Consider the following 12,189-nt stretch of genomic DNA (forward strand, 5'->3'; position numbering starts at 1 on the left):
AAAGACAAGATTCTGCGGTGATATCCTGTCTAGATTCCGCAGAAAAAGACTAATGAAAATTAGAGGTTATTTTTTACAAACAAAGAATTTAGAAAGTAGTGGAGAAAAGTGGGGGGATGTGGTACATTTGTGATAGAAAGTGGGGGCAGTGCATATGTTCATGGGCGAATATCAACATAACATTGATAATAAAGGCCGCTTAATCGTGCCTGCCAAGTTCCGTGATCACCTCGGCGAGTCGTTTGTCATCACGAGGGGACTTGATCACTGTTTATTTGGTTATCCCATGGAAGAATGGCGAGCACTCGAAGAAAAGCTCAAAGCCCTGCCACTGACAAAGAAAGATGCCCGTGCTTTTACCCGCTTTTTCTTCTCGGGAGCAACCGAGAGCGAACTGGATAAAACGGGAAGAGTGAATATTCCTGCTACACTTGTGAATTATGCACAATTAGATAAAGAATGCATTATTTTGGGCGTTTCCAATCGAATTGAGATTTGGAGTAAGTCATTATGGGAAGACTATTTCACACAGTCTGAAGATTCATTTGCTGAGCTTGCAGAGAATATGGTAGGGTTCGATATCTAAACCCCACAAAACGTTCGATTGGAAAGGTGAAGTCATGTTTAAACATACAACTGTATTATTGAAAGAAACGGTGGACGGCCTGAATATCAAGGAAGATGGAGTATATGTGGATTGTACTTTAGGCGGCGCCGGACATAGTGAATACCTTGTCAAGCAATTATCCCCTGAGGGTCATCTGTATTGTTTCGATCAGGATGAAACGGCGATCGGGCATGCGAAGGACAAGCTTTTACCCTATCAGGACCGTGTGACGTTCGTCCAATCAAATTTCCGCAATATCAAGGAAGAACTTGAACAGCTTGGCGTACATAGTGTGGATGGGATCTTATACGACCTTGGTGTATCTTCTCCCCAACTGGATACTCCGGAACGGGGCTTCAGTTATCACCATGATGCACCACTCGATATGAGGATGGATCTGCAAGGTGACGTATCCGCTTATGATGTTGTGAATAAGTGGGCATATGAAGATTTGGTCCGGATTTTCTACCGCTATGGGGAAGAGAAATTTTCCAAACAAATCGCCAGAAAGATTGAAGCAGCCCGAGAGCTGAAAGCGATTGAAACCACTGGTGAATTAGTCGAATTGATCAAAGAGGGTATCCCTGCTCCGGCGAGACGAAAAGGCGGACACCCGGCAAAGCGTGTGTTCCAGGCAATCAGAATCGCTGTAAATGATGAGCTGGGAGCATTTGAAGACTCCCTTGAACAGGCAATCGAACTGCTTCATAAAGGCGGAAGGGTGAGTGTCATCACGTTCCACTCCCTGGAAGACAGAATCTGTAAAACGATGTTCAAGGAAAAAGCATCGGGACCGGATCTGCCTCCTGGATTACCAATCATTCCAGAAGGATACGAAGCAGAGCTAAAACTCGTTACCCGGAAACCGATCCTGCCCAACGAAGAAGAATTAGAAGAAAATAATCGGGCCAGGTCGGCTAAATTGAGAATCGCAGAAAAAAATATATAAATAAATAGAAGGAAATGGGAGGGAGAATTGTGAGTAACTTAGCCAGAAATTATGAGCAGCAAAAAGTGGAGAAATCCTATCAATCCGTTCAAGCCAAACCTCAACGCCTTAGGGAAGAAAGACGGTCAGGCATCACACCGGGGGAAAAAATCCTTGTGGCGGTATTTGCCATGATATTCTGTTTCTTAGCTGTACAAATCGTGTCCACACAGGCGGCAATTTATGATGTGAATAAAGAGGTCCAGCATGTGGAATCCACCATTGAAAAACAAGAAAAAGCGAACAACGACCTGAAATTGCAAGTGAGTGAACTGAGCACCTACGAACGCATCTTGGAAAAAGCCAAGGAGCTCGGTCTTAACTTGAAAGAGAAGAATGTTAAGGTTGTTGAACAATAATGAAAAAGAGACCAAGTATGAACATAGGGGCAGCCATCCTTTTCGGGATTTTCGGCTTGCTCTTTTTTGTATTAATGGTTCGCTTCGTCACAATTCAGGTCACAGGGGAAGCTGAGGGTCAGGTACTGGCTTCCCAGGCTGCCAAGAAATATATTAAAAGTAATATACTTGAGGCTCACAGAGGAACGATCTATGACGGGAAGGGTGAAGTCATAGCAGAGGATACATCTGCTTATACGCTGGTGGCGATCTTGGATCCGAGTGTCACAAGCGATCCGAAAAAGCCGAAACATGTGACAGATCCCCGCAAAACGGCCGGCACACTGGCAAAATTCCTTGATATGAACGAGAGTGAAATCTATGAACGTTTGAATAAAGACGGTGCCTATCAAGTGGAATTCGGTTCTGCCGGGCGGGATTTATCTCATCAGATGATGCTTGAAATAAGAGAAGAAAATCTGCCGGGCATCACTTTCAGAAAAGAAGCGAAGCGTTTCTATCCGAATGGTTCTTTCGCTTCCCATCTGATTGGCTTTGCTCAAAAGGTGACCTCAAAAGATGGAGACTCTACGACTGTAGGAAAGATGGGTGTAGAAGCAAGCTTTAATGATGTATTAAAAGGAAAAGATGGTTCCGTTTCCTATAAAAGCGATGTGTGGGGGTATCTGCTTCCGAATGCAGATGAACACGTCACCCCGCCGGAAGACGGCGACGACATCTATTTGACGATTGATAAGAAAATCCAGACATTCCTTGAAGAAGCGATGAATGAAGTCGACAAAAAGTACAAGCCGAAGAAAATGTTTGCGATCGTATCTGATCCGAAAACAGGCAAAATCCTTGCCATGTCACAAAGACCTACCTTCCATCCGGACTCCAGGGTCGGATTATTGGATAACTGGACGAATATCATTGTAGAAGACACCTATGAGCCGGGTTCGACGATGAAGTCATTTTCTCTCGCAGCTGCGGTGAATGAAGGGAAATTCAACCCCAATGAATTGTATCAGTCAGGTAAGTATTATGTAGAAAATGTGCCTAACCCGATTCGTGATCATAATGCAGGAGTGGGCTGGGGGACTATTTCATATCTTGAAGGTGTCCAGAGATCTTCCAATGTGGCATTTGCGAACCTGCTTGATAAGATAGGCTTCAAGCAATATGAAACATACCTCCATGCCTTTGGTTTTGGTGAGCGGACAAATGTAGGATTGCCGAATGAAGCGAGCGGTTCGATCCTTTATCATTATCCGATTGAGAAATATACGACCATTTTCGGTCAAGGGACCACCGTGACTCCGCTCCAAATGATCCAGGCAGAGTCAGCGATCGCCAATGACGGAAAGATGATGAAACCTTACGTCATCTCCAAGATTGTCGATCCAAACACGAAAAAAGTGATCAAAGAGACAAAGCCGGAAGTATCAGGGAGCCCGATTACGAAAGAAACGGCCAAGAAGACAAGGGAATACCTTGAAACGACCGTTACAGCAGAAAATGGAACCGGTACGAGGTTTGCAATCGAAGGCTATCGGGTCGGCGGGAAATCCGGATCAGGTCAAATACCTGATCCGGAAAACGGTCAATATATGAGAGGGAAGGAAAATTACCTGTTCTCATTCATGGGCATGGCGCCGATTGACGACCCTCAACTGATTGTATATGTCGGGGTGCAGCAGCCTGAATTGGAAGATATCGAGATAGGATCGGATCCAGTTTCAGCAATTTTTAGGCCGGTGATGCAAAACAGCCTGAAATATTTAAACATTAAACCTCAGGAAGATGTGAGCCTGAAAAAGCAATCCCTGCCAGATACACAAGATCTGACAGTGGAAGAAGCGAAGAAAACACTCGAACAAGCCGGGGTCTCACCGGTTGTTGTCGGGAATGGATCGATTGTAGTAAAACAGCTTCCCCAGGCAGGAAGTGACCTTCTTGAAGGGGAGAGAGTGATCATCAGAACAGACGGTGACATTACCTTGCCGGACATGAAAGGCTGGTCAGTGAGAGATGTGTTCAAGGTGGCGAACCTTGCTGGTCTGAAGATCAATATGGTTGGAAATGGCTATGCCGTCAGCCAGAATATCCAGCCTGGGGTGAAGGTGAAAAAAGATGAGCCTCTGGTCGTGAACTTTAAAACACCAGAAGAAGCGTCTGCTCCTAAAGAAGAGGAAGACGCGCCCCTCAACTAATAGAAAAGGGTGACGACCGGATGAAAGCCGTTTGTCAGACCTGTTCCGAATTGGAACCGGTCTGCTGGAAATGGTTTTTCATCCGGGTCACTCTTTTTTTATTTCCAGACCCAAAGGTCCTGCTTTCAGTGATTTCAAACATACCCCCATGTGTCCAAGCATATAATGGAACGAGCCATAGAAGGGGAGGTTCCATTCGTGAAAAGAGTATCCAATGTAACGGTAAGGAAAAGGTTGGCTGTAGCCCTGGTAGTTGGTGTCTTGATTTTCTCCATCATTGATATCAGGCTTGGGTATGTCCAGTTTTTCAAAGGGGACTGGCTGACCGGTTTGGCTAAAGATTCGTGGAGTCGGAATATTCCGTTTCAACCTGAGCGGGGGAAGATTGTCGACCGAAATGGGGTTGAACTCGCCGGGAATCAAAGTGCCCCGACGATTTTCGTCGTCCCGAGACAAATCACCGATCCACAGGGGACGGCGGATAAACTGGCGGCCGCTCTTAATATTTCAGTGGAAACTGCATATAAATATGTAACACAGAAAGCCAATATGGTGCTGATCAAGGAAGCAAGGAAGATCTCATACGAGAAAGCGAAAGAAGTAAGGGATTTGAATTTAAAGGGTGTCTATTTAGGGGAAGATTCCAAGCGTTATTATCCATATGGAAGCTACCTGTCTCATGTCCTTGGTTTTGCAGGTATTGATAATCAGGGGCTGATGGGCCTTGAACTTTCATATGATGAAGAACTCAGCGGAGATAAAGGATACGTGAAATTCTTCTCGGATGCAAAAGGGAAGAGAATGCCTGACATGGCGGATGATTTTGAGCAACCAGAGAATGGTCTTGATTTAAAGTTAACGATCGATACAAAGGTACAGACGATTGTAGAGAGGGAACTGGATATTGCACAGGCGACCTATGATCCGGATGGAATCATGGCGATTGCGATGAATCCGAAGACGGGTGAAATACTGGCCATGTCGAGCAGACCGACGTTTGACCCGGCGAACTTTCAAAATGTCCCCCAGGAAATCTACAACAGGAATCTCCCGATATGGAGCACCTATGAGCCCGGATCCACGTTTAAGATCATTACACTGGCCGCTGCGCTCGAAGAGAAGAAGGTAGATCTTTATAAAGAGACCTTTCATGACCCGGGCCATATAGAAGTGGCAGGATCGACCCTTCACTGCTGGAAGCGGGGCGGTCATGGAACCCAGACGTTCCTGGAAGTGGTACAAAACTCATGCAACCCTGGGTTTGTTGAATTGGGTCAGAGATTGGGTAAAGAGACATTATTCAGCTATATTGATGATTTTGGGTTTGGTGAGAAGACAGGAATCGACCTTCAGGGGGAAGGAAAGGGGATCCTGTTCAACCTCGACCGTGTAGGACCGGTTGAGCAGGCAACGACAGCTTTCGGCCAAGGGGTGGCCGTCACACCGATCCAGCAGGTCGCGGCCGTATCTGCAGCAGTCAACGGCGGGATATTGTATCAGCCTTATATTGCAAAAGAATTGATCGATCCGGCCACCGGGGAAGTGGTGATGAGGAAGACCCCGCAGGCAAAGAAACGTGTCATTTCGGAGGAAACATCCAAACAAATCCGCGAAGCCCTTGAAAGTGTCGTGGCAAAGGGAAGCGGTAAGAAAGCTTATGTAGATGGCTACCGGGTCGGTGGGAAGACAGGGACCGCACAGAAAGCGAAGGATGGAAAATACCTTGAAAACAATCACATCGTATCTTTTATGGGTGTCGCGCCTGCGGATGATCCTGAAATCGTCGTTTATGTTGCCGTCGACAATCCGAAAGGGACGATTCAGTTCGGTGGAGTGGTAGCGGCACCGATTGGGGGGAGCATCATCGGGGACAGTCTCGAAGCAATGGGTGTACCGAAAAGAAAAGGGCAGATTGAAAAAGAACTGACCTGGACAGATATCCCGTTGGTAGAAACACCGGATTTAATCGGTCTGACGAAAAGTGAGCTGCAGGAACAACTTGTGAACCTCGATCTTGATATAAGTGGAACAGGGGATAAAGTGGTGAGTCAGTCCCCGGATCCGGGTGTCAAAATCAAACAGGGATCCAAGGTGAGGGTATATATGTCAGAATAAATGTAAAAAACGCCACTTCTACAAGAATACATGATATACTCACCATTTGTGCCCGGGGCTTAAATGATGAAGGAGAGTCCCGGGTCGAATTGAGTACGTGGAAAAAAGATTGATCTAAGTTAAAAGGTTGATAGCTTTCACGCGTGTTTTTTTGTAAAATAAAAAAAGGTTGCTTTCTGCCTGTAAGGAGTTGAAAAGATGAGATTGCACACTTTGCTGGAAGTACTGCCATTTTTCTCAGTCCAGGGTGAAGGGAATCCAGTCATATCAAATATCTCCAATCATCATAAAAAAGTGGGGAATGGGGATTTATTTATTTGTATAAACGGATTGGAAATCGATAGTCATGCACTTGCAGGCGAAGCCTGTCAAAACGGGGCAGCCGCGATTCTCGCTGAGAGGGAAGTGAAGGCAGACGTTCCAGTCATCATTGTCCCTGATACGAAGAAAGCCATGGCGGTCCTGGCAGATAACTTCTATAAGCAGCCCTCCCATCAACTTCTTTTGGTCGGGGTGACGGGTACGAATGGTAAGACGACCACAACACATCTGATTGACCAGGTGTTTTCACGGTGCGGTATGAAAACGGGGATGATCGGCACTTTGCACATCAAAGTAGGGGAAGAGCTGCAGGTCAGTCATAATACGACGCCGGACAGTTTGACTCTGCAACAAACCTTTAGGCGCTTCCTTGATAAAGGCGCCACATCTGCGATCATGGAAGTTTCCTCCCATGCTCTCGACCAAGGAAGGGTGCAGGGGTGCGACTATGATATAGCAGTGTTTACAAATCTGTCTCAAGATCACCTTGATTATCATAAGTCCATGGAGGACTATCGCAACGCAAAAGGCTTATTGTTTTCTCAATTAGGGAATACTTATTTTAAGAAATCACCAAAATATGCGATTATCAATAAAGACGATGATGCAGCTGATTATTTCATACGTTCTACTGCCGCCCATGTTTTTACATACGGTATGTCTGCTTCGGCTGATTTTCAAGCGAAAGACATCGTTTTAAGAGCATCGGAATCAAGCTTTACCCTTGTCACCCCTTTTGGTGAGAGAGAGATGGTTCTGAGGCTGGCAGGACAATTCAATGTATATAATGCCCTTGCCGCAATCGCAACCGCTTCTGCTGCAGGCATCGGGATTGAAGACAGCACCAGGATACTCGAGGGGGCAGAAGGGGTCAGGGGGCGTTTTGAAACCGTTTCTGAAGGCCAGCCCTTCTCTGTCATTGTGGACTATGCCCACACACCAGACGGATTGAAGAATGTGTTGGAAACGATACGGACGATCACAAAAGGCCGTGTCATTGTCGTCGTCGGATGCGGTGGGGACAGAGACCGGATCAAGAGGCCGATCATGGCCGAGATTGCCTGCGAATATGGAGATTATGCCATCTTTACTTCGGATAATCCAAGGACAGAGTCGCCGGAGCAGATCTTAAAGGATATGGAGGCCGGTGTTGTCGGTAAACAGTATCAATTGATCATAGACCGGAAAGACGCGATCAAAGAAGCGGTCGGCCTTGCGAAGGCAGACGATGTCGTGCTGATCGCCGGGAAAGGTCATGAAACGTACCAGATCATCGGCAAACAGGTATACGACTTTGACGACCGGGAAGTCGCACGAAGCATCTTAAAGGGGATGTAGAGATGCTCTTTTATGATGATGTGAAGAAATTATTCCCTGTCACCAAAGGAATCCATTTGCCTGGTTTTACATTTTTAGTAGTTTCAAATTCAACTAGGGTGGACATGAAGAAGGGACTGTACGTCCCTGACGGTGGTGGGAGCGACCTTTTTAAAAGCATTGAAAAAGGCGCGATTGCTTCCTTTTGGCTGAAGGATGCCACGGTGCCGTCTTTTGTTCCCAATCACTTTCCGTTATTTATCGTTGAAGATATACAGGCTGCATATGTAAAATTAAAGAAACATTATCATCAAAATTACAATCAAGAAAAGTGGGAAATTATGACGAAGTTTATATTTAGCAATGAATCTGAAATGCATCAAACTCAACATGAAAGCAAAACTTGGAAAGGGGGGCAATCAAAATGATGGAACAAGTGATTCTATTTACAATCGTCATGGCATTTCTCATAACGGTATTGCTTGCCCCGGTTTTTATTCCTTTCCTGAGAAGGCTGAAATTCGGACAAAGCATCCGTGATGAAGGCCCTGAATCCCATCAGAAAAAGACGGGAACACCGACGATGGGCGGTATTGTGTTTATTTTAGCGATCGTCATCACGACGTTCGTGATGACTGGTAAATATTCTGATCCAGGTCCTGAAACCTACTTAATGATCCTTGTGACTGTAGGGTTTGGTTTGCTCGGCTTCCTTGATGACTTCATTAAAGTCGTCATGAAAAGGAATCTCGGATTGACGTCCAAGCAGAAATTACTTGGGCAGATTGTCATTTCGGTCATTTTTTATCTTATTTTCAAGCAGAATGATTTTCCGACGACCGTATCCATCCCACTTACCGACCTTTCGATTGAGCTGGGCTGGTTTTATTGTCTGTTCATTATCTTTTGGCTTGTTGGATTCTCGAATGCAGTCAACCTGACAGACGGCCTGGACGGATTGGTATCCGGTACAAGCGCGATCGCTTTCGGTGCCCTGGCTGTACTCGCATGGAATCAATCACAGTATGATGTGGCCATCTTCGGTGTAGCCGTAGTCGGTGCCGTACTCGGATTCCTGGTATTCAACGCTCATCCCGCCAAGGTGTTCATGGGGGATACAGGCTCGCTTGCACTCGGCGGCGCCATCGCCACAATTGCCATCTTGACGAAACTGGAAATCCTGTTGATCTTGATTGGTGGGGTCTTTGTGATCGAAACCCTTTCTGTCATCCTTCAGGTTGCTTCATTCAAAACGACCGGAAAACGGATTTTCAAGATGAGTCCCCTTCATCATCACTACGAACTGGTAGGTTGGTCAGAATGGCGCGTCGTCGTGACTTTCTGGACCGTGGGGCTGCTTTTGGCCGTTTTAGGAATCTATATTGAGGTGTGGGTATAATTGAAGAACATTACAAAGTTTAAACATAAAAAAGTCCTGGTATTGGGTTTGGCGAAAAGTGGGGTAAGTGCAGCCTCTCTTCTACATAAGCTAGATGCATTTGTAACGGTGAACGATCAAAAGCCTTTATCAGAAAATCCCGAGGCACAGGGGTTATTGCAAGAAGGAATCAAAGTGATATGCGGAAGCCACCCGATTGAATTATTGGATGAAGGGTTTCAATATGTGGTAAAGAATCCGGGCATCCCTTATCACAATCCATTGATAAAAAAAGCAATTGAAAAAAACATCCCTGTACTGACGGAAGTGGAGCTTGCTTACCTGATCTCTGAGGCAGAAATGATCGGGATCACAGGTACCAATGGGAAAACCACTACAACCACCCTTTTGTTTGACATGCTGAAAGAAGATGAGAAGCATCCGCTCATCGCCGGAAATATCGGGACTGTCGCTTCTGAAGTTGCACAGCATGCGAAAGCGCATGAAAAGATGGTTGTAGAGCTTTCTTCATTCCAGCTCATGGGAATCGAAGAGTTTGCACCCCATATTGCCATCATTACAAACTTATATGATGCCCATCTTGATTACCATGGTGAAATCAATGAATATTGGAAAGCAAAAGCCAATATCACGAGGAATCAGACCGAAAAGGATTACTTGATCATCAATGGCGACCAGGAACATGTCTATGAAACCGTAAAATTCACAAAAGCCCAAGTGATTCCATTTTCCACGAAGGGAGAAGTGGAAGGCGGCGTTTATATAAAAGACGGAGCCATCTTCTTCAGGGAAGAGCGGATTGTTTCATTAGATTCCATCGTATTACCAGGCGCACATAATCTAGAAAATATCCTGTGTGCGATCGCTGCAAGCAAAATTTACGGCGTGTCCAATCAAAGCATAGAGAAGGTGCTGGGTACGTTCGCAGGGGTGAAGCACCGTACTCAATTCGTCCGAGAAGTGGATGGCATCAAATTTTATAATGATTCCAAAGCGACGAACATACTTGCCACGAAAAGTGCACTGAATGCATTTGAGTCGCCTACCATCCTGCTCGCAGGGGGATTGGACCGGGGGAATGAGTTTGATGAGCTCCTTCCTTATTTAGAAAATGTGAAAGTGTTGATCACCTTTGGGGAAACGGCCGGGAAGTTCGTGAAAACAGGAGAGAAGGCAGGGATACAAACGATCATTCCTGTCGATAATGTGGAAAAAGCTGTTCCGGTTGCTTTCGGACATGCGGACAAAGGGGATGTTGTATTATTGTCTCCTGCATGTGCGAGTTGGGATCAATATCGAACTTTTGAAGAACGCGGTGACATTTTTATTGACGCAGTGCATAAGCTTTAATAAGGGCTTGTCCATAAAGAGCATCCAACCTTTTCAACCAGTCATTCCATCCAACATCAGTCATTGACTTTGCTCGAACGGCTCTAAATTTGTCTATTCGAGGTGTTTAAGATTGCCCTTAAAAAAATCGACCCCCGATTTTATACTCATTGTGGTAACACTGACTTTACTTGCGATTGGATTGATCATGGTATACAGTGCAAGCGCCGTTTGGGCGGATTACAAATTTGATGATTCCTTTTTCTTTGCGAAAAGGCAGGTGCTCTTTGCCGGTGTGGGACTGTTTGCCATGTTCTTCATCATGAATGTCGAGTATTGGACGTGGAGGAACTGGGCAAAGATCATCATCATCATTTGTTTCGTCTTACTTGTGCTCGTTTTGATTCCGGGTATAGGGGTGTTGCGGAATGGTTCAAGAAGCTGGATCGGGGTCGGAGCGTTCTCGATCCAGCCTTCAGAATTTATGAAACTGGCCATGATCGCATTCCTTTCTAAATACCTTTCTGAAAACCAAAAGTACATCACTTCCTTTAGGAAAGGGGTACTGCCGGCCCTCCTGCTCGTGTTTACGGCATTTGGGATGATCATGCTGCAGCCGGACCTCGGTACGGGGACGGTGATGGTCGGGACGTCAGTTGTCATGATCTTTATTTCAGGAGCAAGGATCAAACATTTTGTCGGACTTGGGATGATCGGTGTGCTTGGATTTGTCGGCCTCGTTATTTCCGCACCATACCGGATTAAGCGGATCACTTCTTTTCTTGACCCGTGGGAGGATCCGCTGAATAGCGGCTTTCAAATCATTCAGTCACTTTATGCCATCGGTCCAGGGGGATTATTCGGACTGGGTCTCGGACAGAGCAGACAGAAATTCTTTTATCTGCCCGAACCGCAGAACGATTTCATCTTTGCGATCCTGGCCGAAGAACTGGGCTTTATAGGCGGGACACTCGTGTTGCTTCTGTTTTCCTTGATCTTGTGGAGGGGGATCAGAATCGCACTGGGGGCACCGGACTTGTTTGGGACGTTCCTTGCCCTTGGCATCGTTACGATGATTGCGATTCAGGTGATGATCAATGTAGGGGTCGTGACCGGCCTCATGCCTGTTACCGGAATCACCCTTCCATTTCTCAGCTACGGGGGATCATCACTCACCTTGATGTTGATGGCTGTCGGCGTGTTGCTGAATATCAGCCGTTATACAAGGAACTAGCGCTATAAAAACAAATACATGGAATTCCGGACGGATTCAGCATGATTAGCTGAATCCGTCCGTTTTTTTGTGAAAAGACCATTCCTTTTCAGGAGGAGGGCAGGGAAATGTCTCCTTCACACTCGGCAAGGGGAAGATTTATACAGCTTTTGTCTAATTTAACTCTCTTATATCACCTTTTCAGGAACTTGAATGAGCATCGTGCGTGGGGGGAATGAAATGAAGGCGGCGTGCAGGTTGATGAGTCTATCAGGGGAATTCCGGAGAGGCTGTTGAAATCACTGATTTTATCGAAATAATAATAGGATAAAGGAGGATGGGATGTTAC

General features: G+C 45.9%; 10 protein-coding genes. All 10 read left to right on the forward strand.

The genetic code is table 11. From position 1 onward, the window contains the following. Positions 1 to 154: 154 nt before the first annotated feature. Complete coding sequence (mraZ, locus tag KH172YL63_RS07195; RefSeq protein ID WP_173105468.1) at positions 155 to 586, forward strand: division/cell wall cluster transcriptional repressor MraZ; 432 nt, start codon at positions 155 to 157, stop codon at positions 584 to 586. A gap of 34 nt (positions 587 to 620) precedes the next feature. Beyond that, positions 621 to 1,556, forward strand: a complete 936-nt coding sequence (rsmH, locus tag KH172YL63_RS07200) for a 16S rRNA (cytosine(1402)-N(4))-methyltransferase RsmH (RefSeq protein ID WP_173105469.1) — start codon at positions 621 to 623, stop codon at positions 1,554 to 1,556. A gap of 29 nt (positions 1,557 to 1,585) precedes the next feature. Further along, positions 1,586 to 1,954, forward strand: coding sequence for a cell division protein FtsL (gene ftsL / locus KH172YL63_RS07205; RefSeq protein WP_173105470.1), 369 nt, complete (start codon positions 1,586 to 1,588; stop codon positions 1,952 to 1,954). Next, a complete protein-coding gene (locus tag KH172YL63_RS07210) occupies positions 1,954 to 4,146 on the forward strand; it encodes a penicillin-binding protein (protein ID WP_173105471.1) in 2,193 nt (730 codons plus the stop codon). Before ftsL ends, KH172YL63_RS07210 begins: the two co-directional genes overlap by 1 nt. 198 nt (positions 4,147 to 4,344) lie before the next feature. After that, positions 4,345 to 6,261: a stage V sporulation protein D gene (locus KH172YL63_RS07215; protein WP_232066141.1), complete on the forward strand. Its 1,917-nt coding sequence runs from the start codon at positions 4,345 to 4,347 to the stop codon at positions 6,259 to 6,261. Between the two features lie 198 nt (positions 6,262 to 6,459). After that, a complete protein-coding gene (locus KH172YL63_RS07220; protein ID WP_173105473.1) occupies positions 6,460 to 7,920 on the forward strand; it encodes a UDP-N-acetylmuramoyl-L-alanyl-D-glutamate--2,6-diaminopimelate ligase in 1,461 nt (486 codons plus the stop codon). A 2-nt stretch (positions 7,921 to 7,922) separates the two neighbouring features. Next, positions 7,923 to 8,327 carry a hypothetical protein gene (locus KH172YL63_RS07225; RefSeq protein WP_173105474.1) on the forward strand — a complete coding sequence of 135 codons (405 nt, stop codon included), beginning with the start codon at positions 7,923 to 7,925 and terminating at the stop codon, positions 8,325 to 8,327. Next, positions 8,324 to 9,298 carry a phospho-N-acetylmuramoyl-pentapeptide-transferase gene (mraY, locus tag KH172YL63_RS07230; RefSeq protein ID WP_173105475.1) on the forward strand — a complete coding sequence of 325 codons (975 nt, stop codon included), beginning with the start codon at positions 8,324 to 8,326 and terminating at the stop codon, positions 9,296 to 9,298. Before KH172YL63_RS07225 ends, mraY begins: the two co-directional genes overlap by 4 nt. After that, entirely contained in the window at positions 9,299 to 10,648 is a 1,350-nt protein-coding gene (gene murD, locus KH172YL63_RS07235) for a UDP-N-acetylmuramoyl-L-alanine--D-glutamate ligase (protein WP_173105476.1), read from the forward strand. Between the two features lie 112 nt (positions 10,649 to 10,760). Beyond that, positions 10,761 to 11,861 carry a stage V sporulation protein E gene (gene spoVE / locus KH172YL63_RS07240; protein ID WP_173105477.1) on the forward strand — a complete coding sequence of 367 codons (1,101 nt, stop codon included), beginning with the start codon at positions 10,761 to 10,763 and terminating at the stop codon, positions 11,859 to 11,861. Positions 11,862 to 12,189 lie beyond the last annotated feature (328 nt).

The sequence above is a fragment of the Bacillus sp. KH172YL63 genome, from assembly GCF_011398925.1.
Lineage (GTDB): Bacteria > Bacillota > Bacilli > Bacillales > Bacillaceae_B > Rossellomorea.

Excerpts from the sequence above, each read along its gene's own strand:
- KH172YL63_RS07220 (WP_173105473.1), top strand. The coding sequence starts at position 6,460 with ATGAGATTGCACACTTTGCTGGAAGTACTGCCATTTTTCTCAGTCCAG.
- rsmH (WP_173105469.1), top strand. The coding sequence starts at position 621 with ATGTTTAAACATACAACTGTATTATTGAAAGAAACGGTGGACGGCCTG.
- mraY (WP_173105475.1), top strand. The coding sequence starts at position 8,324 with ATGATGGAACAAGTGATTCTATTTACAATCGTCATGGCATTTCTCATA.
- KH172YL63_RS07225 (WP_173105474.1), top strand. The coding sequence starts at position 7,923 with ATGCTCTTTTATGATGATGTGAAGAAATTATTCCCTGTCACCAAAGGA.
- mraZ (WP_173105468.1), top strand. The coding sequence starts at position 155 with ATGTTCATGGGCGAATATCAACATAACATTGATAATAAAGGCCGCTTA.
- KH172YL63_RS07210 (WP_173105471.1), top strand. The coding sequence starts at position 1,954 with ATGAAAAAGAGACCAAGTATGAACATAGGGGCAGCCATCCTTTTCGGG.